The sequence below is a fragment of the Arthrobacter humicola genome, from assembly GCF_039531445.1.
GTDB classification, from domain to species: Bacteria; Actinomycetota; Actinomycetes; order Actinomycetales; family Micrococcaceae; genus Arthrobacter; species Arthrobacter humicola.
On record NZ_BAAAQB010000006.1, the window covers coordinates 305,142 to 329,068 of the forward strand.

The following is a 23,927-nucleotide window of genomic DNA, read 5'->3' on the forward strand; positions in this document are numbered from 1 at the left end:
CCATGGCAATCCGTCCCGCCCTCCGCACCGTCCGCCGTCGAAAGCCCGCGGCGCTTCCCGCCGTCGTCCTCCTCGGAGCCCTGTCCGGCACGCTGGCCCTGACCTCCTGCTCCGATCCCGGCGCTTCCGCCGCGTCAGGCGGGCAGCCCGCGACGACGGCGGCGCGCAACGGCGTCGTCTACAACACCTCGCCGGACCAGCAGCGTGTCCGGGTCGGGAAGGACGCGGCCGCGGCCGCGGAGGTCCCCGCGCTGATCGGCAAGGACGGCAAGCTCACCGTCGCCACGACGGCGGGCGCGATCCCGCTGTCCTTCCACGCCACCGACGACAAGACCCCGATCGGGGTGGAGGTGGACCTGGCCCAACTGGTCGCCGACAAGCTGGGCCTGGAGCTGGATGTGCAGGTCACTTCCTGGGAGAACTGGCCCCTGAAGACGCAGTCCGGCGACTTCGAGGCCGTGTTCTCCAATGTGGGCATCAACGCCGCCCGCGTGAAGCTCTTCGACTTCTCCAGCTACCGCGCCGCGTACATGGGCTTCGAGGCCAAGAAGAGCTCCACCTACAACATCAAGGGTTCCGATGACATCTCCGGCCTCAAGATCTCCGTGGGCTCCGGCACCAACCAGGAGAAGATCCTGATCGCCTGGAACAAGGAGCTGGAGGCCAAGGGCAAGGCCCCGGCGGTGCTGCAGTACTATTCCTCCGATGCCGACACCATCCTGGCCCTGTCCTCCGGACGCACGGATCTGAACCTGGCGCCCTATCCGTCCGTCACCTACCGGGAAAACACCCGCGACGACCTCAAAGTGGTGGGCAAGGTCAACGCCGGCTGGCCGTCCGAGACGCTGGTCGCGGCCACCACGCTCAAGGGCAACGGCCTGGCCCCGGCCATCACGGACGCACTGAACTCCGCGATCAAGGACGGCTCCTACGCCAAGGTCCTGGACCGCTGGGGACTCTCCGAGGAAGCCCTTCCCGAGTCCAGGACCTTCACCGAGGCAAACTTCGGGACGGGCCCCGCAGGGAAAACAGAGACAGGGAAGACACAGTGAGGTTCCAGGTCCTCGACATCATCCCGCACCTGAAAAACCCCGTCACCGGGGAGATCGTCTCCACCGCGGACCGGCTCAACCAGGTGGTGGAAACGGCGCGCCGGGCCGAGGAACTCGGCTACGACAGCTTCTCGGTCGGCGAACGACATGCGGGCGAGTTCATCTCCTCCTCCCCCACCACGGTGCTCGCCGCCATCGCCGCAGTCACTTCCAGGATCCGGCTGCAAAGCGGCGTGACCGTGCTCTCCGTACTGGATCCGGTACGGGTCGCCGAGGACTATGCCACGATCGATCAGCTCAGCCGCGGCCGGCTGGAACTCGTGATCGGCAAGGGCAATGAAGTGCTGCAGTATCCCTTATTCGGCCTGGACCTCGCGGATCAGTGGGAGCTCCTCGCCGAGAAATACGGCCTGTTGCACCGGCTGTGGACCGAGGAGAACGTCACATGGTCCGGCCGCTTCCGGCCCGCCCTGACCGAGCCCACCACGACGACGCCCCGTCCGTTCGCCGGCGCGCCGCGGGTGTGGCACGGTTCGGCCACCAGCCTGACCACTGCGGCCCTGGCGGCGCAGTGGGGCGACCCGCTGTTCACGGCCAACGCGATCCAGCCGCGCGAAAACTACAAGGTGTTGATCGACCACTATCGCGAGGAATACGAACGCCACGGCCACGATCCCCGCCACCAGTACCTGGGCTCCGGCTCCGGCGCGGGCGGGGTGTTCATCGCGGACACCACGCAGGAGGCCAAGCGGCAGTTCGGCCCGGTCTACGAGGCCCTTACGACCGGCCGGAACGTTCCCGGGAACAACTCCCCGTACCGCGACATCGACCACGCCGTGGCCGAGGGACCGGCCCTGGTGGGCAGCCCGGAGCAGGTGATCGACAAGATCCTCAGCTACCACTCGCTCTACGGCCATGACCTCCAGTCCATCTCCCTGCCCACCACGCTGCCCTTCGACCAGCAGCTGGAGATTCTGGAGCGGTTCGCGCTCGAGGTCATTCCGGTCGTGCGTGCCGCCGCGCCCACCACACTCTGGGGCTCCGGGGACCCCTACGCGGGGCGTCCCGAGTCCGGCCCCGCCGGCACAACAGGTGCCGAACCCGATGCCGCGGCCCGCGTCGCAGCCGACCACAACACCCACAGGAGCTCGCATGTCTACACCCGCTGATACGTCAGCGCACGCTGAAACCGCCGGCCGCTCCCGGGACGCCGGCACCACAGACGCCGGAAGCACGCCCGACCGGGCATTCGAGGCCGCGTGGGCTGACTGGCATGGGGCGCACGAACGTCACCGCGCCGATCCCCACGGCTTCCTCGCCGTCACCCATCTGCACTGGCTCGACGCCTCGCCCGCCCGCCTGGACGGCGCGCCCGGCACGTGGAGCATCGAGGACGACGTCGTCCGCCTGGTTTTGGGGGCAGGCGAACGCGTCCTCCGGGACGGGCAGGAGCTGAACCCGGACGCCACCGGCGCCACCCTGTTCCTCGGCCCGATCTCCGAGCGCGAAGGGCTTAACCTGCGGGTGGAGGATGCCGGAGCCGGACACACGGTGATCGAGCTCGCCAAGCGCGGTGGCCGCTATGTGGTGCGGCCGCGGCATCCCCTCAATCCGCTGCTCACGGGTTACCGCGGCACGCCTGCCTACGCACCCGATCCAAAATATTCCATTCAAGGAATATTCGTCCCGTTCGCCGAACCGCGCCCCACTACGGTGGGCGCGGCGGTCGAGGGAATCCACCACGTCTATGCGGCACCGGGCGAGATCCGCTTCCGGCTGCACGGTGAGGACCTAAGCCTCACCGCCTTCAACGGCCACGCCCCGGGCACGCTGTCCGTGCTGTTCACGGACGCAACGTCGGGCAAGTCCACCTACGCTGCCAACCGCTCGCTCACCGTGGCGGCGCCGGGCCCCGACGGGACAGTTTCTCTGGACTTTAACCGGGCCGTGAACCTGCCGTGCGCCTACACCGACCTCGCCACGTGCCCGCTGCCCCCGGCCGAGAACCGCCTGGCGGTAGCGGTTGAAGCCGGCGAACAGATCCCCTACGAACGTCAGGACGCATGATGAGCACTCTTCCCCCCAATGACCAGCCGCGGGGCCGCGGCCTCCTGCTGCTGGAGCTCGACGGCGCCGGCAGCCACCCGGCCGCGTGGCGGGCTTCCCGCACGGTGCCCGGCGCCGTGCTGTCCCCGGACCGCCTCCGCGGCGCCGTGCTCGCCGCCGAGTCTGCCGGGTTCCACGCCGCGACGCTTTCCGACCCCGGCCTGCCCGACTCCGCCCTGCCAGGGCAGCCCGGCCCGGATGATACCGCCCGGCTCAACGCCCTGCAGCGTGCCGCGTTCGCCGGTCCCGTGACGCGGTCCCTCGCGCTCATTCCGGAAGTGGACACTGTCTACACCGAGCCGTTCCACATCGCCACCCAGCTGGCCAGCCTGGACTACGTCTCAGGCGGACGGGCCGGCTGGCTCGTGGCGGCGTCGCCGAGCGCGGCCGATGCCGCCGCCGTCGGACGGGACACGGTGCGCGGGGCGGGTCTCTCCCGGGAGGCCGCCGATTCGATCGAGGTCAGCCGCCGGCTCTGGGACTCCTGGGAGGACGACGCCGTGATCCGTGACGTCTCCACCGGGCGCTACCTCGACGTCGACAAGCTGCACTACATCGACGTCGACAACGGCAATTATTCCGTGAAGGGTCCGTCGATCATTCCGCGGCCGCTTCAGGGCCAGCTGCCCGTGTTGGCACCGGCCGGACTTCTCACCCCGGAGGCCGTCGCGGCCGGGGCGGCCGATGCGCTCCTCGTCTCGGCCCCGGCACCCGAGCTCCTCGCCGCCGAGCTCGCGGAGACGCGGGCAGGACTGGCCCGGGGCAGGAGTGAGCCTGCGCTGATTGCCGAGCTCGACGTCGTGCTGGACTCCCGCGGCCAGGCCGCCGCGGACAGGCTTGCCGTACTGAACGGCCACACCGCGTGGGAGAGCCCGCGGGCGTGGTTCGTCGGGACGGCCGCCGAGCTGACCGAGCTGCTCACTGAGGTGCTGGCGTGGGCCGACGGCGTCCGACTGCACCCCGCCGTGCTGGACACGGATCTTGAGGAACTCTCGCGCCTGGTCCTGCCGGAGCTGCGCCGCCGCGGGCTCCTGGCGCCCAACACTCCGGACGCCACCTTCCGCGAGCAGCTCGGGCTGGCCCGGCCCGCCAGCCGATACGCCGCCACCAGCACTCCGGCGGGCGCCGCGGGCAGCATCTCAACGACCGCCGCCGGCGCGGAAAACTAAGGAGCCCATCATGAGCCACAGCATCGTCACCGAATTCACCCCGTCCGGGCAGCTCCGGCTGGGCGTCTTCTTCCAGGGCGTTAACTCCGGAACCGTCTGGAAAACAGCCGAATCCGGGTCCCAGACGGACTTCGAATCGTTCCGTCGCATCGCCCAGACCGCCGAGCGCGGCCTGTTCGCGGCGTTCTTCCTCGGCGAGGGCCTGCGGCTGCGCGAGCACCTCGGCCGCCCGCACGCACTCGACGTCGCCGGCCGGCCCGACGCGCAGACGGCCCTGGCCGCCCTCGCCGCCGTGACCACAAACATCGGCCTGGTCGCAACCCAGAACACCACGTACAACGACCCCGCAGACCTGGCACACCGGCTCTCCACCCTGGACCTGCTCTCGGGCGGCCGCGCGGCCTGGAACATCGTGACCACGGACAATGCCTGGACCGGCGCCAACTTCCGGCGCGGCGGCTATCTGGACCACGCGGACCGGTACACGCACGCCGAGGCCTTCGTCGAAACCGCCAAACGGATCTGGGACGCGTGGGACGACGCCGCCATCGCGGCCTCGGCTTCCTCGGCCCGCTGGTCGGCGGAGGGCGCGGTCCGGCGCGTGCGCCACACCGGCCGGCACTACTCCGTGGACGTCACCCCGCGGCTGCCGCGCAGCGCCCAATACCGGCCGGTGCTGTTCCAGGCCGGGGATTCCCCGGAGGGCCGGGACTTCGCCGCCCGCCAGGCGGACGTCATCTTCTCCGCGCACCCGCAGCTCGAGGACGCCTTGGACTTCCGTCGCGACATCGTGGAGCGCACACTCCGGGCCGGCCGGGGCGCCAATGACGTAAAGATCATGCCCGCCAGCGAGTTCATTCTCGCCGCCACGCCTCAGGAAGCCCTCGAGAAGAAAGCCTGGGTCCGCAGCCTGCAGATCGGCCCGCAGCAGGCCATCGCCTACCTCGAGCAGTTCTGGGGCCGGGAGCTGCAGGGCTACGACCCCGACGGCCCGCTGCCGGAGATCGACCCCGTGGTGGAGGAAACCTCGGAAACCCGCGGCAGCGGCTTCCACGGCGCCAAGGCCCGCCAGCTCGCGGACCAGTGGCGGGCCGAGGCCAAGGAGAAGGGCCTGTCCATCCGCCAGTTCGTGTCGGCCAAAACCAGCCGGGGCGACTCGACCTTCACCGGCTCCTACACCGAGGTGGCGGACCGGCTGGCCGAGTACGCCCGGACCGGCGCCGTCGACGGCTTCAACATCTCCCCGTGGCTCATTCCCACCGGACTCGATGACATCGTCAACCACCTCGTCCCGGAACTGCAGGAGCGCGGGGTGTACCCGACGCAGTACGCTGGCGGCACGCTGCGGGAAAACCTGGGCCTGGCCACGCCGCTCCGCACGGACGCCGCCGTCGAGGCCAGCCCGGTCACGGCCTAAGGGCCCGCGCCCCAACCATCAGGCAGACACAAGTAATCCCCGCCGGAGACGTTCCCGGCGGGGATTACTTGTCACCATCGATTGCTCCGTAGCCGCCGTTTTCAGCCCGCAGAAGGGCGGTTACGGAGCAATCGACGCTTGGGGCGGGCTTACTTCTTCGGCAGGCCCGCCGGGTTCAGCTCCGACGTCGTGACGGCCTCGGCGGAGAGCCCCCAGCGGTCCAGGATCTTGGCGTAGCTGCCGTCCTGGATCAGGTGGTTCAGTCCGGCCTGGGCCGCGGCGGCGAAGCCGTTGTCCTTCTTGGTGGTGACGGCGATGCTTGCCTTCAGCGGCCAGCCGCCGTCCACGAGCCCCACCAGCTTGGTCTTGGCGTCCGTGGCGGCTTTGTAGGCTGCCGTGGCGTTGGGACCGAAGGTTAGGTCCGCGCGGCCGGACTGGAGCGCCAACTGGGAGGCGGAGTCGTCGTCGTAATACTGGAAGTCCACGGGCTTGAGGCCGTTCTTCTTGTTCTCCTCATCCCAGCGCAGGAGGATCGCTTCCTGGTTGGTGCCGGAGCCGACGATCACGCGTTTGCCCGCGACATCCGACGCCGACTCGACCTTGGTGATGCCACTGTCCGCCTTGGCGTAGAAGCCCAGTTTGTCCTCGCGATAGCTGGCGAAGTCGAACTTGAGCTTGCGCTCCTCCGTGACGGTGACGTTGGAGAGCACGGCCTCGTACTTCCCGGATTCGACGCCGAGCGGCCAGTCGGCCCACGCGGTCGGAACGATGTCCGCCTCCAGCCCCAGGGACTCGGCCAGTGCGACGGCGATGTCCACCTCGTTGCCCACCGGCGTCTTGTTGTCGGTCGCGTAGACGGCCAGCGGCGCCGCGAACGGGCTCACGGCCACGGTCAGCTTCCCGTCCTTCTTGATGGCGTCCGGGACAAGCTTGGCTGCCGCGGCGTCCACTGTGACCTTGATGCGGTCCTGCTGCGGCGAGAGGTTGAACTGCTTGACACCGGAGGAGGACGACGGCGCCGCCGTGGTGCCGCTGGCAGCTGCGGCACCGGGATCGGAGCAGGCCGCAAGACCCAGGAGGGTGCTGGCCGCTAGGGCGACAGTGACACCCGATTTGAATGCAAGACTGGACATGTTTTCCCCTTGAGAGTAATTGTCGGTGGTGCTGGTGCCAGCAACTATCCGGGGCCCACGAAAGCCGGTCAAAGCGCCGTGAAACCGGGTGAAACCAAGGGATACAGGCGGTAACAGCCGTTCATCCGGAGTCCGCTGGCGGGGCCTGGAAGGGCCCAGTGTTACCGCACATTGCACTTCGTGACGCGGCGGGACGGAATTGTTCACGGCGGGGCTCAACTGGCCTAGCCTGCATAGAAGACCGGCAGAAAGACAACGCGACGCAGGAGGGGTGAACTTGTCAGTGAGCACGCCGCGCATTGCGCACCGGACCACGCACCGGCTCAGCATCAACGCCCCGGCGGACCTGGTCTTCAGCATGCTGCGGGACGCCTCGCACTGGCCGTACCTCGACGGACTGACGGTCTATTCGGAGCGCGTCAGCGGCGACGACACCACGCACGAGCTCCGAACGTCGGTGGTGTCCAACGGCTCGCTCAGTTCAAGCCACTGCTGGCGCGTCTTTAATGCCGCCCGCAACCGCGCGGAGTTCCAGCAACTGAATCTGGAAGCACCGCTCCAGCAGCTCGGCGGCGACTGGGAGATCCGGCAGGCGGACGGGCTCACGATGGTCACGCTCAATCACGCGTTCGAGGTCGACGACGAGCACCTCGCCGAGCGGATCAACGGGATTATCGAGGACTACGGCCGACGCGAACTCGAGGCTCTCCGGGTCAGCTGCGAACGGCTGTCGCTCCTGCTGCAGCACCACGCCCCGCAGGGACAGCCCGCGATACAGCCCGAAACACATCCCGCAGAGCAGCCCGCGCCCCAATTCACAGCCCAATTCGCGACAGGGGAGGCCTGAATGGCAGAGGATAGGTTTACGACCGAACGGGACAGCTTCGGCCGGCTCCTCGCTGATCGTGAAGTCTGGCGGCAGGCCACCAGCATCGCGGCCGCCGGCGAACTGACCGCCCGCTGGCTCGAGGGCAACAGCCAGTACCAGCCGGGGGTCTTCTCGCCCGGGTTCGACGACGAGACCACGGCCATCGCCGGCGAGCTCGCCCGCCTCAACCGGAACGGGCTCTTCACCAAGGAATCACAGCCGGGTGTGGAGGTCGAAGGACTCGCGCAGCGGGCCTACGTGACGGCGTTCTGCACCCCGGAGACGGCGTCGGCTTTGCTGGCGTTGTCCACCCGGACCGAACTGGTGACGGTCGTCCACGCCCCCGGGGAGGCGAGCACCGCTTCCATCCCCGTGACCGTGCAGGACGACGCCGTCGTGACCGTGCTCGGTAGCAGCGAAGAGCCGGTGGGCGAAGACCAGCTCAGGGACTGGGCGGCCGAGACCAACGAGACCCTGGCCCTCGTCCTGGCGGATGCCTGGTACGTGGAAATTTTCGACCCCTTCTGGGGCAGGAACGATGTCCTGCTGCCCGCCGTGTTTGAGGCGCTGCAGTCCGAATAGTCCGCCGGAACGGGCGTCGCTGCGCAGCCACCCGGCGCGGCCACCCGCCGCCCGCCAGCCGGCGTCCGTGCGTGCCGGCTTCCGTGCGGGCCGGCTTCCGTGCGGGCCGGCTTCCGTGCGGGAGAGGTTACATGTCGGCGGCATCCCAGCCGATGCTGGCTGCCTCGTCCAGGGTGCGCGCCTCGAAATGTTCCAGCATGTCCTTCATTGCCTCGACGCTCTGCTTGAACAGGGCAGAATCCCGCCACTGCTCAATCTGTTCCAGGGAATCCCAGGGACCGGTGCTGATGAACCGGTTCTTGACGTCACGGTCGTGCATGAGCACGGCTTTGGCGTTGGGAAAATCTTCCTTGGTTTTCCGGGCCAGATCCCGCCAGGCCTGCACAAAATCGTTCTCGCGGCCGGGATGCACCAGCCAAATTCCGAGCGTGTAAACAGACACGTCGACCACCTCCATGCTCCGTACAGGGTTGATACGGCGATTATGTTCCCGTCCCCCGCACGGCGGTAGGGCCGGATTGCCCGAGGCGTCGCTGCCGCCCGTCAACGAACCGTTGTATGGGTGGGGGCGGAAGGCCTAGCATGTGGGCAGAGCCCCGCTCTGGGGCCAGCCTCGGACCATCCATCGTCGGGTAGCGGGCACACCTGCGGAGGCCAAGATCCTGGGCATCACAGGATAGGGAAAACCATGAGCAAATATCTGTTCGAAGCAAACTACGTGGGCGACGGCATCAAGGGCCTCATGCGTGAAGGCGGCACGAAGCGGCGTGATGCGGTGGTCGAAGCCCTCAAGTCGGTGGGCGGCACCCTCGAATGCTTCTACTACGCCTTCGGGGACACCGACGTCCTCGGGGTCTTCGACATCCCCGATCAGGCCAGCGCCGCCGCCCTGTCGCTTATGATCAATTCCACCGGTGCCGTGAGCCTGACCCTCAAGCCGCTCATGACGCTGGAGGATCTTGACGCAGCAGCCAGCAAGACGCCGTCGTACCGGCCGCCGGGGCAGTAGATCAGCACTGCGGTCCCGCCGCGGCCACCCCGGGACCCGCCCGCGGCGTTGCGGGTCCCAGGTCCAGTAGGCTCGGGGCATGTCACTGAGCAGGTCACTGGGCAAGCTGCGCGGCGGGGGAAGACATTGGATGCGGGGCGTGGCGCTGCTGTTGGCTGTGGCCGGCGCGGCAACGGCTCTGGCGGCGTGTGAGTACTCGGACGACGTGGGAGATACGACGGCGGCGCCCACCAGGACGCGCCGCGCGGCGCCTCCGCCGCCGTCCCCTGCGGGTCCGGAACTCGCCATGGCGGAGACCCGCAACCTTCACGACCTCGGGGCCGTCCTCGGCGCCCGGCCGGACGGGATCGTCCTGGAAGGCGCCGGCGGGCTCGGCGGCGCCGGGGTGCGCAAGGCGGTCAAGGCTTTACCGAAGGGGACGTACACGGTGACGGCCGCCTGCGTCGGCGCGCCCACCGGCAACATTTCGATTACCCAGGACGGCCTCCGGGACGGCGGGAAGCTCGAGCTGGCTCTCGACTGCGGAAAGGCGACGCAGGCACAGGTGGACCTCGCCGCGGGGCCGGTCTACGCCCAGGCCTATCGGCGCACGACCGGGCCCGGCGCCGGCGAAGTGGCAGGTTTCTGGATGGTCCCGGCCACCCCGGGATCGTAGCTGGATCCCGGCCGGGACCATCCGCGTCACGTCGTCCGCGACAAGACCATTTACTCAAAACCACCGGCTCAAAACCACCGATGATTGGGCGTGCAGTTGCGGGGCCCCTCGGGTGGGTGGAGGGACCCCGCAATGGCAGCGCCGGTGTTTGGAACTGGGTGCTACGTGGCGCTGTTGTATTCCTCGTCGGTGACGAGGTCGCCCCATTCGGACTCCGGCTGGTCGCTGTCGGGACCGACGCCTTCCCACATGGCAAGGTGCGTCATGAAATGATCCGGTGCGGCGCCGTGCCAGTGCCATTCGCCTGGCGGGGTGTAGATGGTGTCGCCGGGCCGTATCACGGTCACTTCGCCGCCGCGGGCCTGGACCAGGCCGATGCCTTCGGTGACGTGCAGGGTCTGCCCGACGGCGTGCGAGTGCCAGGCCGTGCGGGCGCAAGGGGAAAAGTGAACCGCGTTGACGCGCATGCGGGACGGCTCGGGCTGCGGGGCCGCGATGACGTCAAACCAGACGTCGCCGTTGAACATGTGCCCCGGACCCTTGACGCTCGGCTTCTTGGCTTGGATTTCCACTGGCACTTCCTCTAGTTCAGGGTGGCGGTATCGATCACGAAGCGGTAGCGGACGTCCGAGGCGAGGACGCGCTCGTAGGCGTCGTTGATCTTGCCGGCCGGGATCACCTCGATCTCGGCACCCAGGCCGTGCTCGGCGCAGAAGTTGAGCATCTCCTGGGTTTCACGGATGCCGCCGATCATCGAGCCGGCGAAGGAACGGCGGCCGCCGATGAGGGCGAATGCGTTCACCGGGAGCGGCTCAGCGGGGGCGCCGACGTTGACCAGGGCGCCGTCGAGGGCCAGAAGCTGCAGGTAGGAGCTGATGTCGATCGAGGCGCTGACCGTGTTGATGATCAGGTCGAAGCTGCCGGCGAGCTCGGTGAAGGTGTTCTCGTCGCTCGTGGCGTAGTAGTGGTCGGCGCCCAGGCGCAACCCGTCTTCCTGCTTCTTCAGCGACTGGGAGAGGACCGTGACCTCGGCGCCCATGGCGTGGGCGATCTTGACGGCCATGTGGCCAAGCCCGCCCAGGCCGACGACCGCGACCTTCTTGCCGGGGCCGGCGCCCCAGTGGTGCAGCGGCGAGTAGGTGGTGATCCCGGCGCACAGAAGCGGCGCGGCGACGTCGAGCTCGATGCCCTCGGGGATGGTGACCACGAAGTCTTCGGTCACGACGACGTGGGTGGAGTAGCCGCCCTGGGTGATGGTGCCGTCGCGGTCGACGGCGCCGTAGGTGCCGGTGTTGCCGGAGAGGCAGTACTGCTCCTCGCCGGCCTGGCAGTTGACGCACTCGCCGCAGGAATTGACCATGCAGCCGACGCCGACCCGGTCTCCGACAGCGTGCTTGGTGACGGCGGAGCCGATCTCGGCGACAATTCCGGCGATTTCGTGGCCCGGGACCAGCGGGTAGGACTGGGGTCCCCAGTCGCCGCGGACAGTGTGGATGTCCGAGTGGCAGATCCCGGCGAACTTGATCTCGATCAGGACATCATGCGGGCCCACATCGCGGCGCTCAATCGTGGTGGGGACGAGCGGCTCGGTCGCGGAGGGTGATGCGTAAGCGTTGACGGTGAGCAATGAATCTCCTGCTTGTTGGTCTTTGGGGGGTGGTTCCGTCGTTGGGGGTTGTTCAACGGAACACCATCCATCAAACCGTGGATCGCGCCCCCAAGGGAGTCCCTGCTGATAGGGGTACTGGCAGGGTCTCCCTTAGAGGCCCGTAGCGCCTAACGTTGATGGCATGGATAATCGAGACGCGGTCCGCGAGTTCCTTGCCTCGCGCCGGGCGAAGATCACGCCCGAGCAGTCGGGGCTGCCGGTCTACGGGGCCAAACGCCGGGTGCCTGGGCTGCGCCGCGGGGAAGTCGCCATGCTGGCCGGCGTCAGCGTCGAGTATTACACCCGTTTGGAGCGGGGAAACCTGTCCGGGGTGTCGGAGGGTGTGCTGGAAGCCGTGGCCAGGGCTCTGCAGCTCGACGACGCCGAACGGTCCCACCTCTTCGATCTGGCCCGGGCGGCGGCCCCGGGGAGCCGGGCCCGACGTCGTCCCCGGCCTGCCGAGTCCGTGCGCCGGAGCGTTCAGCTGTCGCTGAACGCCATCACCAGCGCGCCCGCCTTTGTGCGGAACGGGCGCATGGACATCCTCGCGGCCAATCCGCTGGGCTACGCCCTGTATTCGGAGATGTATGCGGGCGCCGCCCGCCCGGCCAACCATGCCCGGTTCATCTTCCTGGACGCCCGCTCGCACAGCTTCTACCCGGACTGGGAGCGTGCGGCGAATGACACCGTCGCTATCCTGCGGACCGAGGCCGGCCGGGACCCCTATGACCGCGGGCTGACCGACCTCGTCGGCGAGCTCTCGACCAGGAGCGAGGAATTCCGCACCCTGTGGGCAGCGCACAATGTGCGCGAGCACTACACCGGGGTCAAGAACCTGCACCACCCGGTGGTCGGGGACCTCCATCTGATGTATGAGGCGATGGATGTCTCGGCCGACGCCGGGCTGTCCCTGCTGATCTACACGGCCGAGCCAGGCTCGCCGTCAGAGGATGCATTGCGGCTCCTGGCCAGCTGGGCCTCGACCAACCGGCAGGTCAAGGAAGCCGAGGCCGCCGCCGCTGTAGACAAAGCGTAGGTGCGGACAAGGCTTAGCGGCCCGGACACTGCTGACGAACGCTAACCACGACCCGGCCGCGGCTGTCACGTCAGGGCCGAAATGCCGTCCGTGTATCCGTCGGGCCGGCTGACGCTGGCGGCGAAGTTGCTCAGCCAGGCCATGGCGTCGTCCCGGGACGTGAAGAACTCGTGGGGATACCGGGTGTGCCGGCTCATTGCCGCCGCGACTACTCGGTCTACAGTGCTGGATCCGAGCACCGCAATCGCCACAACACCCGCAGTCTGCGCGAACTCATACCTGGCCGCCGCGCTGATCTCCACGTCGGTCATTTCAGAGAGCATCGGCATCGGGATTCCCCCGCTGATCTGCTCGACGGCCCGCATGGCGTCCCTGGCGTCGTGGACGTCAACAATGGAGCCGGGCAACCAGACCGATGTGATGATGCCCGCGCTGACGCTCAGCACGTTCTTCCCATTAGCAGCGGCTATATGTCCTGACATCATCGTGACCATTCTAGGCCCGGCCCTCGTGCGCCAAGGCTATGCGGCCCGGTGCGCGTGGCGGACCGCAACGGTGCATGGCCGGGGCCGCCCTGGCGCCTGCCTAAAGGGGACATGTCCTCCGGCGCTACCCAGACTTCCTGCTTTGCCAAGCAATGAACAGGTTCCTCGCCGCGCACCCGGAACGGACATGTCCCGCGGCCAACTTGGGACATGCCCCGCGCTAGGCCTGAGCAATGGACACAGTGGGCTTATGTCCATCGCTGGGCGTCAGGGGAGGGCATGTCCCGTGGATTGAGGCTCCCGTGGCCCGGGAAGCCTCCCGTGGGCGCGGGCGTCAGGCCTTCCGGTGGATCGACTTATAGCTCAGATAGGCGTTCAAGCCCTCGACGCCGTATTCGGTGCCGAGGCCGGAGTCGTGCCGTCCGCCGAAGGGTGCGGCATGGTTGGAGGCGAAGAAGTTGATGCCCACCGATCCTGTGTCCATCCGGTCCGCGACGGCCAGCGCAGCCTCCGGATCCGTCCCGAACACCAGGCCGCCCAGGCCGAACTCGGTGTTGTTGGCCAGCTCAACCGCCTCATCGACACTGCCGTCGGCGTCGTCGTACTGCAGGATGCAGATCACCGGGCCGAAGATCTCCTCGCGGGAGATCCGCATGTCCGGCGTGACGTCGGCAAACACGGTGGGCTCCACGAAATACCCGCCTTCGAGGCCGCCGCCGAGGGTCGCCGCCCGGCCTCCGGTGGTGGCCCGGGCGCCTTCGGCCAGCCCCGACTCCACGTACTCCAGCACGGTCCGGTACTGCGATTCCGTGGCGCACGGCCCGAAGACGGTCCCGGGATCCAGCGGGTCCCCCTGCTTGCCGGCGGCGATCGTGGCGGTGACCATGTCCACCACTTCCTCGTATCGGCTGGCCGGGGCAAGGATCCGGGTGGAGATATAGCAGGTCTGCCCGGTGTTGCGCATGGAGGAGCGGATCAGGACCTTGGACATGGCGTCCAGATCCGCGTCCGGCATCACAACCGCACTCGACTTCCCCCCGAGTTCCAGGGTGACGGGACGCAGCAGCTCCCCGCAGGCGGCGGCGATCTTCCGGCCCACCGGCGTGGAGCCCGTGAAGGCCACCTTGTCCACGCCAGGGTGTTTGACCAGCGCGTCGCCCAGCCGGCCGGAACCGGTGACGAGGTTGACCACGCCGGCCGGAACTCCGGCGGCGGCCACGGCGTCGATGATCACCCGGAGGGACAACGGGGTGGGCGACGCCGGTTTGATCACCACGGTGCAACCGGCCAGCAGTGCGGGGGCCAGCTTGATGACCACGAGGTTGATGGGGAAGTTCCAGGGCGCGATCAGCGCGCACACACCGATGGGATCGCGCCGGACCACGGATTCGCCACCGCCGCGCGGGAAGGCGCGCACGTCATCACGCTCAAGATAGCCGGCGAGGGTCGCGAAGTACCGGAAGATGCCCGCGGCGTTCGCTGCCGCGCCGGAGGATTCGGAGACGGGCGAGCCGTTCTCCCGGGTGTTGGTGAGCGAGAGCTCGTCGGCGCGTTTCTCCACTTCCTCGGCGATGCGCACCAGATAGGCGGCCCGCTCGGAGGGCGCGAGCCGCGGCCACTCGCCCTGGAAGGCGCGTTGGGCGGAGCCGACGGCGGCGTCCACGTCCTCCGGAGTGCCGTCCGGGACGGAGCCCCATACTTCGCCGGTGGCCGGGTCGGTGACCGGGTTGCGGCCGGTGCCCCGGGCCGGCGTCCAGGCCCCGTCAATGAAGATGCTGTCCACGTGGGTGTGCGGCAAGGTCAGTGCAGCGCGTGCGGCCAGTGCGGGAGCGTCATGGGTAGCCGCAGTCATCGGATCACCGCCGTCTTGAGCAGGGCGGTGGAGCGGGCCAGGTCCGCGACGGCCATGTCGTGCGCCGCCTGGGTAATGAGTTCGGGCACGATTTCTGTGGCCAGCCTGTCCGTGTAGGTGGCCGGGTCCATCCCGAACCAGGAGGATGCCAGGGCGATCCCGGCGTGGTCGAAGCGCCACAGCCTGTCCGCGTCGCGCATCAGCGCGTCCTCCAGCGAGTGGGCCGCGGGGCGGGTGTCGTGGCCGTCGATGATGTCGCAGACCCGCTCCACGAACTCGGCGGAGTAGCCCAGGCCCGGGAGGACGCGGCGGGCGACGTCGCAGCCCTGTTTTTCGTGTTCATAGCGGATCGCGGCCTTGCGCCAGTCGCCGGCGAAGCCTTCGGAGATGATCCGCGATTCGTCCACGTGGGCCCAGCCGGTGTCGTGCAGCAGCGTGGCCACGCGTACGAGCTCGGCGTCGGCATCGGGGTAGGCCCGGCAGAGCCGCTCGGCGAAGGCGAGGGAGATCGGTAGGTGGATGTCGTTGCCGCGGGTGCGGGTCTCGTGCACCACGGCACGCCACAGCGGGTCGAGTTCCTCCAGCGCGGCCGGCGTCGTGGCGATCGGGGCGGTGTCCACCGGTCCCGGCGCAGGGACGGGCCGGACCGGGTAGGCGGCGGCAAAATCCGCAGTCGCGGAATCAACAGCCGCGGGATTGGCGTCGGCCCGGTGGGCGGCGGCAGTCCCGGCTGCGCGGCCGGCGTCGGCAACCGGGGTCTTGGGGGTGGTCATAATGCTCCTTCGGGGGCGGCCAGCCGCAGGGCTAGCTGTCCGTCGTGATCGTCTTGAGGGGTGTGGCCGGATCGGCGGCAGCCTCGGCGGGGATATTCTGGCCCTTGGCCAGGGCGTTCTTGACGGCCATGAAGTCCAGCGGCGCATTGACGCAGTCCGCGGCGATGATCCGGCCCTGGCGGTAGTAGAGGACGCTGAATTTCCCGCGCTCCGCGTCGCGCCGCAGCACGGTCTGGTCGTAGCCATTGCAGAGGCCGGCGATCTGGAGTTTGAGGTCGGCCTGATTGGACCAGAACCACGGGATGCCGGCGTATTCCTCGCGCCGGCCGGTGAGCGAGTAGGCCGCCACCTTGGCGTGTTCGATCGCGTTGTTGACGCTTTCCAGCCGGATCCGCTCCCCCGGCGCCGAGCCGGGCACCGGATTGGGCATGTTGGCGCAGTCGCCGATCGCCACCGTGGTGCCGTCCGAGGCCAGCGCGAAGCGGTCCACGACGATCCCGTTGTCCACGGCCAGGCCGAGCTGTTCGGCCAGCTGGGTGTTGGGGATGACGCCGATCCCGATCAGCACGATCTGTGCGGGCAGCACGGTGCCGTCCTGGAGTTCGACGCCGGACACCGTCCGGCCAGCGCCTCCCGGGGCGTCGTTCGCGGTGAAGCGTTTGGCGCTCGTGGCGAGCCGAATGTCCAGGCCGCGGGCGCGGTGTGCCTGCAGGAAGTACTCGGCGGTTTCCTCGCCGACGGCGCGGCCCACCAGCCGCGGGCCGAATTCGAGCACGGTGACGTTCTTGCCCATCTTCTGCAGGCTGGACGCGGCTTCGAGGCCGATGAAACCGCCACCGATCACCACGACATCCTGCGCGTCCCCTACCCGGGCCTTGAGGGCCAGGGCGTCGTCGGCGTTGCGCAGGTACAGCACGCCGTCGAGGTCCCCGCCCTCGATTTCCAACTTCCGGGCCCGGGCGCCCACGGTAAGGGCCAGGCGTTTGAAGGGGAACTGCCCGCCCGAGGAGGAATAGGCAACGCCGGAACCGTCCGCTTCCTTATCGATCTTGACGATGTATTCGCCCTTGATCAGGTCCACGTTGTGTTCGGCCCAGTATTCGTTGGACCGGAAGATCAGCGATTCGCTCTCCACCGTGCCCTGCAGGAACTCCTTGGACAGGGCCGGGCGCTGGTAGGGGCGGTGGTCCTCGTCGCCGAGCAGGGTGATGTGCTCGTCGAAGCCGAGGGCCCGCAGCGATACCGCGAGCTGAACGCCGGACTGGCTCGCCCCGATGATGAGCAACCCGGTGCGGGCCGGGGTGCCCGACGGCGTTGCGTCCTCAGCTGCCGCCGCGGGGGCGGCCTGCTCAACCGCGTTGGTGCCCACGGCTATACCTGGGTTTCCGGGGTGGTGACGAACAGTTCGAACTCATCGGTGAGGCGAAGCTGGCAGGACAGCCGCGAGTTGTCCTCGCGGTCCACGGCGGTGCCGTAGAGCATCTCGTCCTCCATGTCCTCCATCGCCGGGAGCTGCGAGAGGCAGTCCTCGCGGACGAAGACGTGGCAGGTGGCGCAGGACAGCGAGCCGCCGCATTCGGCGACGATGCCGGGGACGCCGTTGCGCACCGCGGTCTCCATGACGGAGTCGCCGGCGTTGCCCTGGACGTCGCGGACGGCGCCCTCGGCGTCGGTGAAATGAACCGTTGGCATTGGTCCTCCTTGGGGACGAACTTGGGGTTGAAGTCGGGAAGTTGGCAAAAAAGGGCAGAGTCAGATGAACTGGCGGCCGCCGTCGACCACCATGGTCTGGCCCGTGTAGTAGGAGCTGTCCGGCCCGGCCAGGAAGAGCGCCGCGCCAACGATGTCCTCCGGCTGGCTGGCCCGCTTGATGGCGCCCCGGTCCACCCCGTAGTTCTCGGCATTCTCCATTAGCCCGTAGCTGGCCTCGGTGAGGGTGAAGCCGGGGGCGATCGCGTTGACCGTGATCCCCCGGCGGCCCAGTTCCTTGGCCATCACCCGGGTCAGGGCCACCACGCCGCCCTTGGAGGCGACGTAGTGGAGCCACTGTTCCGAGCCGCTGAAGATCGTGGCGCTGGAGAGGTTGATGACGCGGCCGCCCTCGGGCAGGTACGGGCTGGCCGCCCGGGTCACGAGCCAGGGCCCCTTGAGGTTCACGTTCATTACCAGGTCCCACTCGGCCGGATCGATGTCCTCGAACGGGCTGCGGGTCACCCCCGCATACACGGCGGCGTTGTTCAGCACGACGTCGATGCTCCCGTTGCCGAAGTCCGCGCAGCTTTTCGCGAGGGCCTCCGTGGAGTCGAGGCTGGTGACGTCGGCGAGGAAGGCGGCCGCCTCGGCCCCGGTGTCCAGGACCAGCTTGGCCGTTTCCTCCGCGCCGTCGAGGTTCACGTCCGCCACCGCCACGCGGTAGCCGCGGCGGCCGAAGCCGAGCGCGAACGCCCGGCCCAGGCCGCCGGCGGCGCCGGTGATCAGGACGGTGCGGGCAGGCCGGCCCGCACCGTCATATTCCGCAGCAGGCATGTTCGAGTCATTCATCCGCTGGTCAGACATGGCTGTGGCTGTGGGCCCCGGGCCCGGCGACCTGGAGCTCCGGTTCCCCGGTATCGGGAATCAGCGCGTCGAGGATCTGGACTGTGCCCTTGGTCCCGTCCACCCGCAGCCGCTGGCCGGTCTTGATGGTGGTGGACGCCGATCCGGTCCCGGTCACGGCCGGGAGGCCGTATTCGCGGCAGACGATGGCCGCGTGGCTCATCATGCCGCCGATGTCCGTGACGGTGGCCTTGATCTTGCCGAAGATCGGGCCCCAGGACGGCGCGGTGACGGTGGCGACGAGGATTTCTCCCTGCTGCACCTCGGAGAGCTGGTCCGCGTCGGTGACAACGCGGGCCAGGCCTTCCACGACGCCGGGCGAGGCCGCCATGCCGCGCAGGCCGCCGCCTTCGACCGCTTCTCCGGCGCCCAGCCACTGCTGGACCTGCTCGGTGGTGATGCCCCAGAGCATCCGGGTGAAGGGTTCGGTGATGGATTCCGGCGGGGTGTTCAGCGCCGGGGCCGGCCGGGCGGTCTTGAGCGCGTCCACGATTCCGCGGCGTCGCTCGATCTCCTCCGGCCAGTAGTCGGGGCCGATCGGCTTGGCGCCGACGCCCCAGCCGGTGACGAGGTCGAACAGGGCGTCACGGACCTCGTTGCGGCCCAGATAGAGGAGGTCGTCCGGTTCGGTCCAGAAGCCCTCGGCCTGCATCATGCGGCTGAGTTCACGGATCTTGCGCCAGAAGACGCCCATGGTCCAGTGCTCGATGTAGAAGTTGTGGTTCTCCACGTACGGGTAGGCGGTGGCGGCGAGCCCGCGCTTGGCGTCGAAGAGGGCCTGGTTTTCGCCTTCCAGGAGGTCCCGGTATTCCTCGATGATGCGGTCGCGTTCGGTGATCAGAGCCTCGACCGGGCGCATGATTTCCTGGCCGTCGTCCACCCGGCGGATGTAGTCCGCGATGTAGCCGAGCGGGATTTCCTGGTGTTCGTTCCAGTACTTGTCGTGGCCGTAGAAGCCGTTGCCCACGGTGAAGTTGAACCACGGGTCCTTCGCGCCCTCGTACTGGGCCATCCAGCGGTCCCCGCCGGGGGCGGCGGCGACGGCTCCCAGGGTGGCGTCGACGTCGTCGGTGTTACCAAAGTGGGACTGCAGCCCGAGTTCGACGGCGAGCTTGGCGAGCTGCTTGAGCTCGTCATCCGGGCGGAAGAGCTCCATGTCCACGCCCTGCACCATTGTGGCGATGGACTGGTCCGGGATGTTGGGGAACACCTGCTTGCAGAAGTTGAAGAAGTCCAGGTAGGCGATGTAGCCGAGGTTGAGGAACTCGAAGTGGTACTGCCAGTTCTGGTAGGCCAACTGGATCAGCCGGTCGTAGCTTTCCAGCAGCTTCTCAGAGCCGTCCTTGCCCTTGCCGGAGAGGATGTCTTCCATGGGGACCATGTCCGGGAGCCTGGGGAAGGAGATGGTTTCCATCTCATCGATGGTGCCCTTGACCTTGACGTGCCACTGCTTGAGGAGCTGCTCCCAGTTCTGGAAGTAGTGGCCCACGCGCTGCTCGAACAGGGGCACGCGGGCGGCGATCTGGTCCGCCGGGACCGGGATGGGCGACATGTAGAGGTAGCCCAGGTGGATGCGGAACTCGATGCCGTTGGCGTTGGGGATCATCAGGTGCCGGGCGTTGTACTGGCCCAGGCACTTAACCGCGAACTCGCCGCCGATCGTCTCGAAGGGCTTGAACACGGTAGGCCAGTGCTGGCTGTCGCAGAACCAGAACTTGGCGTCCTCCTGCTCCTTTAGCTTGTCCTGGAAGACCAGATAGTACGGGTAGATCTTTTCCCAGCCCTCGGCGCCGGCGGGAACCGGGAGCTCGGAGGGCTTGGGGAAGGACTTCAGGGACATGGCGGTCCTTTCAATACGGGCTCAGCATTGAGCCTGGGTGACGGAGCGGACTAGCGGGTCAAAACGTCTAGAAGGAGGGCTTGAGCAGCGAAGCGGTGATGCTGCCGAGGCTGAATCCTGAAGCGGACGACGGCGTGGCGGACGACGGCGTGGCGGACGACGGCGCGTTGCCGGCCGGCGGCGGCGTGGCAGCGGGTGAGGCGGCGGGTGCGGGGCTGAGTCCGCTGAAGTAGCCGCCGGCAATGGCCGAGGACGGGACAACTGGCTTGGAAGAGTGCACGGTTTCCGGGCGGGACTGCAGCAGGAGCAGGTTTTCGCCGTCCGGCAGATCAGCGTCGAGGGCCCATTCGATGTCCTGCGGGCACTTGTAGTGCTTCTCCGCACGCTTGGCCATCTGCGCGACGGCGGTGAGCTCGGCATCGGTGAGGCTGCGGCGGCCGCGGCGTTCGGCGTCGACCTCACGCTCCACCAGACGGCCGGCCGCGGCATCCGGGACGAGTTCGGCATGTTTGTCGCCGAGATGTTCGGAGACGACGGCCAGGGTGACCTTGTCCAGCATGATGTTATCCGGCGTGACCTGGCCCGAAACCACCATCTCCCCGACCCCGTAGGAGGAGTCGATGGTGATCTTGGAGCGGTCGCCGTTGGTGGGGTCCATGGTGATCGCGACGCCGGAGACGCGCGCGTTGACCATCTTCTGCACCACCACGGCCATCGAGAGGCCCTCATTGGGAATGTTGTTCTTAAGCCGGTAAATGATGGCGCGGGAGGTGAACAACGAGGCCCAGCACTGGCGGATGTGCTCGGTGACCGCCTTGACGCCGTCGAGCCAGAGGTAGGTGTCCTGCTGGCCGGCGAAGGAGGCGTCCGGGAGGTCCTCCGCGGTGGCGCTGGAGCGGACGGCCACCGGAACCGGCGCCTCGAAGCGGGCCATCAGGGACTCGTACGCGGTGACGGTGAGTTCACGCAGGGCCTGCGGTACCTGGCGGGAGCGGATGTCCTCGCGGATGGCGGCGGCGACTTTGTCCACCTGGGCCATGTCCTCGGGGTCCAGGCCGGCGAGGAGCTCGTGGATGTCCCGGGTGATGCCGGCTTCCTCCATGAACGCGTCGAACTGGGCGGTGGTGACCACGAAGCCGGGCGGGACGGGCATGCCGGCGGAGGTCATGGTGACCAGCGAAGCGCCCTTGCCGCCAAGGTTTTCGAGCTTCGGTTCAATCCCGCCGTCGAAGAACTGGATGTATTCGTTGCTGTGCATATTTCTCAGGCCTTCCAGCTGACGGGGACGGTCTCGGGGACGCGGAAGGAGAGGTTCTCGCGGAAGGCGATGGCTTCCGGGTTCTCCAGCTGCAGCTCCGGGGCGAGCCGGGCCACTTCCTCGAGCGCGATTTTGGCCTGGAGCTTGGCGAGCATGTTGCCCAGGCAGTAGTGGATGCCGAACCCGAAGGAGAGGTGCTCGCGGGCGTTGGGCCGGGTGATGTCAAAGTCCTCGCCGGCGTCAAACTTCGTGTCGTCCCGGTTGGCCGAGCCCATCAGGAGCAGCAGCTGGGCGCCTTCCTTGATCGCGACGCCGCCGACTTCGGTGTCCTTGAGGGCCTTGCGGCGCCAGCCGACGATCGAGCCCGCGTAGCGCAGGACCTCGTCGATGGCGGCGGGGATCTTCTTGGGGTCCTCCACAAGCTGCTGCCACTGCTCGGGGCGGGCCAGGAGTTCGCGGAGGGCGTTGGAGATCAGGGTGGTGGTGGTCTCGTGGCCGGCGAAGAGCAGGCTGTAGAGGACCGAGGCGATCTCGTGGTCGGAGATTTCGGCGCCTTCCTGTTGCGCCTTGACCAGGTCCGCGGTGAGGTTATCGCCGCCTGACTCGTGGGCCACCCGGACCAGGCGAAGGCATTCCTGCCAGTACTCCACGAGGTTGTGGGCGTGCGGGATCTGTTCCTCGTCGCTGAGGTCGCCCCAGGTCATGGCGGCACGGGAATCGCTCCAGCGCTTGAAGGTGTCCACCTGGGAGACGTCGGCGCCGATCAGGGTCAGGATGGTGATGGTGGGGACGTCGTAGGCGAGGTCCTTGACCATGTCGCCGCGGTGTTCCGGCCGCGCGAGCATCGTTTCGAGCAGCTCGACGACGTTCTGCCGGATGAAGGGCTCCAGGGCCTTGTAGCGGCGGGGGGTGAAGGCCTTCTGGACCACGGCGCGGATGCGGGTGTGCTCCGGCGGGCGGCGGGCGGAGAGGCCCGAGTAGGCGGTGAAGCCGCCGTCGTCCATGATCTTCTTGGCCGCGGCGCCGCGTTCACGGACGGGCGCCTGGGCGTTTTCACTGGAGAAGGTCTCCCAGTCCTCAAAGACGGCTTTGATGTCGTCATAGCGGGAGACGACATAGAGGCCGATCCGCTCGTCGAACATGACGGGCTGCTCGGCCCGGAGTTCGGCGTAGGCGGGGAAGGGATTCTTCATCTGGAACGGCTCGTAGCCGTGGTGCCCGGCGGGGGCTTCGGCGCCGTGCCCGAAGGGACAGCGGCCGGCCGTTTCAGTCGACGATGACATCTGGGCTCCTTGGTTTTCGGTCCCGCCGGCAGCGCCACTGCATGCCGCGGGTTCTTATTCACCAGTGTGGCCCCGATCACGCCGGAATGGCAGGGCTCACTTCCACTGAGCGGAAGCCAATTGATGCAGGGCCTGTTCCTGGCAGGGATCCCGGCCTAGTCCGTTCCCGCAACATTGCTGCCCAGCAGCGTTTCCAGCGGGATCCGGGCGGTGGCGCGCTCGATCTGCGCCGAGATGCCCCTCAGGACCGGCAGGTGGCGGGTCATCGTGGCGGCCTGGTTGGTGGGCAGCACCAGCCCGATCGCGGCGCCGATCCTGCCGGTATGGAAGACCGGGACGGCGATCGAGCAGGATCCCAGCCGGACCTCCTCGAGGGTGGTGGCGTAGCCCTGCTCCCGGATCTGGGCGAGTTCGGCCGCCAGCTTCTGCGGGTCAACGTGGGTGTGCGCGGTGTGCCGCTCGAGCTGCCGGTTCAGGTAGGCGTCGCGGACCCAGTCCTCCTCGAAGGCCAGGATGACTTTGCCGACGGCGGTCGCGTGCATGGGCAGGCGGCCGCCGACGCGGGAGGCCCGCGGCACCCGTTTGGAGCCGTAGACGCGGTCGATGTAGAGCACCTCGTGGCCGGCCCGGACCGCCAGGTGCGCGGTTTCGCCGGTGAGCGAGAAGAGGTCCTGAACGTACGGCCGGGCCGCGTCGCGGAGCTGGCGGCCGGTGTTCTGGGCGAGCTCCCAGAGGCGGATGCCGAGCTGGTAGCGGCCGTTGGGCTCCCGCGAGAGGAAGCCCCATTCAGTGAGCTCGTTGACCAGCCGGTGCGCCGTACTCAGCGGGAGCCCGGATTTTTCGGCGATGTCCGTCAGGCTGAGGGCTCCCCGGGACTTTTCGAAGGCTTCCAGGATGGAGAGGACCTTCGAGGTCACCGTCCTGCCGGGTTCGCGGCTGCCGCCGGCCATCGTGACCTCCTCGTCGGGGATGAGCGTGGATCCGAGTCTAGAACGGAGCGACGGAGTCTGCATGACAGGGAGTTCACTAGGCGGTCCGCGCCGCCCGGCTAGCATGCATCGATGAATATCAATATACTGATGAATGTGACGCACTCGTTCGCAAGCCGCATCCCCTTGGACAGCTGCCTCAATGAGGACGGCACAGGGTTTCGGCACTGGATCGAA

24 protein-coding genes are annotated in these 23,927 nt (G+C 68.0%); 10 read left to right on the plus strand and 14 right to left on the minus strand.

Annotation, left to right across the window (positions count from 1 at the left end; all coding sequences use genetic code 11):
- The first annotated feature begins 2 nt into the window (after window positions 1-2).
- From ABD243_RS02355 to ABD243_RS02375, 5 genes are read left to right on the plus strand one after another with little or no spacing between them, the layout of a single operon-like run.
- A complete protein-coding gene (locus tag ABD243_RS02355; protein ID WP_344361618.1) occupies window positions 3-1,052 on the plus strand; it encodes an ABC transporter substrate-binding protein in 1,050 nt (349 codons plus the stop codon).
- Window positions 1,049-2,221 (plus strand): LLM class flavin-dependent oxidoreductase, encoded by a 1,173-nt coding sequence (locus ABD243_RS02360; protein ID WP_344361620.1) that lies wholly within the window; start codon window positions 1,049-1,051, stop codon window positions 2,219-2,221. The genes ABD243_RS02355 and ABD243_RS02360 overlap by 4 nt, the downstream gene beginning before the upstream one ends.
- Window positions 2,205-3,119 carry a DUF1684 domain-containing protein gene (locus ABD243_RS02365; RefSeq protein ID WP_344361624.1) on the plus strand — a complete coding sequence of 305 codons (915 nt, stop codon included), beginning with the start codon at window positions 2,205-2,207 and terminating at the stop codon, window positions 3,117-3,119. The genes ABD243_RS02360 and ABD243_RS02365 overlap by 17 nt, the downstream gene beginning before the upstream one ends.
- Window positions 3,119-4,327, plus strand: a complete 1,209-nt coding sequence (locus ABD243_RS02370; RefSeq protein WP_344361626.1) for an LLM class flavin-dependent oxidoreductase — start codon at window positions 3,119-3,121, stop codon at window positions 4,325-4,327. Before ABD243_RS02365 ends, ABD243_RS02370 begins: the two co-directional genes overlap by 1 nt.
- Window positions 4,328-4,337: 10 nt before the next feature.
- Window positions 4,338-5,744 (plus strand): NtaA/DmoA family FMN-dependent monooxygenase, encoded by a 1,407-nt coding sequence (locus ABD243_RS02375; protein WP_344361629.1) that lies wholly within the window; start codon window positions 4,338-4,340, stop codon window positions 5,742-5,744.
- Between the two features lie 149 nt (window positions 5,745-5,893).
- Here ABD243_RS02375 and ABD243_RS02380 read toward each other — a convergent pair whose 3' ends face one another.
- Window positions 5,894-6,877: an ABC transporter substrate-binding protein gene (locus ABD243_RS02380; RefSeq protein ID WP_344361631.1), complete on the minus strand. Its 984-nt coding sequence runs from the start codon at window positions 6,875-6,877 to the stop codon at window positions 5,894-5,896.
- Between the two features lie 283 nt (window positions 6,878-7,160).
- Here ABD243_RS02380 and ABD243_RS02385 point away from each other — a divergent pair, with 283 nt between their 5' ends.
- Window positions 7,161-7,724 carry an SRPBCC family protein gene (locus tag ABD243_RS02385; protein ID WP_344361634.1) on the plus strand — a complete coding sequence of 188 codons (564 nt, stop codon included), beginning with the start codon at window positions 7,161-7,163 and terminating at the stop codon, window positions 7,722-7,724.
- Window positions 7,725-8,327 carry a DUF6919 domain-containing protein gene (locus ABD243_RS02390; RefSeq protein WP_344361637.1) on the plus strand — a complete coding sequence of 201 codons (603 nt, stop codon included), beginning with the start codon at window positions 7,725-7,727 and terminating at the stop codon, window positions 8,325-8,327.
- A gap of 127 nt (window positions 8,328-8,454) precedes the next feature.
- Here the strand turns inward: ABD243_RS02390 and ABD243_RS02395 are convergent, their stop codons facing one another.
- Window positions 8,455-8,769 carry an antibiotic biosynthesis monooxygenase gene (locus tag ABD243_RS02395; RefSeq protein ID WP_344361639.1) on the minus strand — a complete coding sequence of 105 codons (315 nt, stop codon included), beginning with the start codon at window positions 8,767-8,769 and terminating at the stop codon, window positions 8,455-8,457.
- A gap of 246 nt (window positions 8,770-9,015) precedes the next feature.
- On the opposite strand from ABD243_RS02395, the gene ABD243_RS02400 reads away from it, so the two are divergent.
- Window positions 9,016-9,336, plus strand: a complete 321-nt coding sequence (locus ABD243_RS02400) for a GYD domain-containing protein (protein ID WP_091255222.1) — start codon at window positions 9,016-9,018, stop codon at window positions 9,334-9,336.
- Between the two features lie 79 nt (window positions 9,337-9,415).
- A complete protein-coding gene (locus ABD243_RS02405; protein ID WP_344361642.1) occupies window positions 9,416-9,991 on the plus strand; it encodes a hypothetical protein in 576 nt (191 codons plus the stop codon).
- Between the two features lie 161 nt (window positions 9,992-10,152).
- Here the strand turns inward: ABD243_RS02405 and ABD243_RS02410 are convergent, their stop codons facing one another.
- Both ABD243_RS02410 and ABD243_RS02415 read right to left on the minus strand, forming a co-directional pair.
- Window positions 10,153-10,563, minus strand: a complete 411-nt coding sequence (locus ABD243_RS02410) for a (R)-mandelonitrile lyase (protein WP_344361644.1) — start codon at window positions 10,561-10,563, stop codon at window positions 10,153-10,155.
- A gap of 11 nt (window positions 10,564-10,574) precedes the next feature.
- Window positions 10,575-11,618 (minus strand): NAD(P)-dependent alcohol dehydrogenase, encoded by a 1,044-nt coding sequence (locus tag ABD243_RS02415; RefSeq protein WP_116765391.1) that lies wholly within the window; start codon window positions 11,616-11,618, stop codon window positions 10,575-10,577.
- A 163-nt stretch (window positions 11,619-11,781) separates the two neighbouring features.
- Here ABD243_RS02415 and ABD243_RS02420 point away from each other — a divergent pair, with 163 nt between their 5' ends.
- The gene (locus ABD243_RS02420; protein ID WP_344361648.1) at window positions 11,782-12,675 is read left to right on the plus strand and encodes a helix-turn-helix transcriptional regulator; all 894 of its coding nucleotides are present in this window, start codon (window positions 11,782-11,784) and stop codon (window positions 12,673-12,675) included.
- A 65-nt stretch (window positions 12,676-12,740) separates the two neighbouring features.
- On the opposite strand, the gene ABD243_RS02425 is transcribed toward ABD243_RS02420, so the two are convergent.
- The 10 genes from ABD243_RS02425 to ABD243_RS02470 form a co-directional block, all read right to left on the minus strand.
- Window positions 12,741-13,160 carry a DUF7793 family protein gene (locus ABD243_RS02425; RefSeq protein ID WP_202615748.1) on the minus strand — a complete coding sequence of 140 codons (420 nt, stop codon included), beginning with the start codon at window positions 13,158-13,160 and terminating at the stop codon, window positions 12,741-12,743.
- A gap of 334 nt (window positions 13,161-13,494) precedes the next feature.
- Entirely contained in the window at window positions 13,495-15,012 is a 1,518-nt protein-coding gene (locus ABD243_RS02430; protein WP_344361652.1) for an aldehyde dehydrogenase family protein, read from the minus strand.
- Window positions 15,009-15,785, minus strand: coding sequence for an HD domain-containing protein (locus tag ABD243_RS02435; RefSeq protein WP_344361654.1), 777 nt, complete (start codon window positions 15,783-15,785; stop codon window positions 15,009-15,011). The genes ABD243_RS02430 and ABD243_RS02435 overlap by 4 nt, the downstream gene beginning before the upstream one ends.
- Window positions 15,786-15,816: 31 nt before the next feature.
- On the minus strand, window positions 15,817-17,154 hold the full coding sequence (locus ABD243_RS02440) for an NAD(P)/FAD-dependent oxidoreductase (RefSeq protein WP_344361657.1): 1,338 nt from the start codon (window positions 17,152-17,154) through the stop codon (window positions 15,817-15,819).
- Between the two features lie 2 nt (window positions 17,155-17,156).
- Window positions 17,157-17,477 (minus strand): 2Fe-2S iron-sulfur cluster-binding protein, encoded by a 321-nt coding sequence (locus ABD243_RS02445; protein ID WP_116765386.1) that lies wholly within the window; start codon window positions 17,475-17,477, stop codon window positions 17,157-17,159.
- A gap of 60 nt (window positions 17,478-17,537) precedes the next feature.
- Window positions 17,538-18,311 carry an SDR family NAD(P)-dependent oxidoreductase gene (locus tag ABD243_RS02450; RefSeq protein WP_344361661.1) on the minus strand — a complete coding sequence of 258 codons (774 nt, stop codon included), beginning with the start codon at window positions 18,309-18,311 and terminating at the stop codon, window positions 17,538-17,540.
- Window positions 18,312-18,333: 22 nt separating this feature from the next.
- Window positions 18,334-20,220, minus strand: a complete 1,887-nt coding sequence (locus tag ABD243_RS02455; RefSeq protein WP_116765385.1) for a PEP-utilizing enzyme — start codon at window positions 20,218-20,220, stop codon at window positions 18,334-18,336.
- 67 nt (window positions 20,221-20,287) lie between these two features.
- Window positions 20,288-21,478, minus strand: a complete 1,191-nt coding sequence (locus ABD243_RS02460) for a PEP/pyruvate-binding domain-containing protein (RefSeq protein ID WP_344361665.1) — start codon at window positions 21,476-21,478, stop codon at window positions 20,288-20,290.
- 5 nt (window positions 21,479-21,483) lie between these two features.
- Window positions 21,484-22,761: a cytochrome P450 gene (locus ABD243_RS02465; RefSeq protein WP_116765383.1), complete on the minus strand. Its 1,278-nt coding sequence runs from the start codon at window positions 22,759-22,761 to the stop codon at window positions 21,484-21,486.
- Window positions 22,762-22,916: 155 nt separating this feature from the next.
- The gene (locus tag ABD243_RS02470) at window positions 22,917-23,711 is read right to left on the minus strand and encodes an IclR family transcriptional regulator (protein WP_344361747.1); all 795 of its coding nucleotides are present in this window, start codon (window positions 23,709-23,711) and stop codon (window positions 22,917-22,919) included.
- Window positions 23,712-23,927 lie beyond the last annotated feature (216 nt).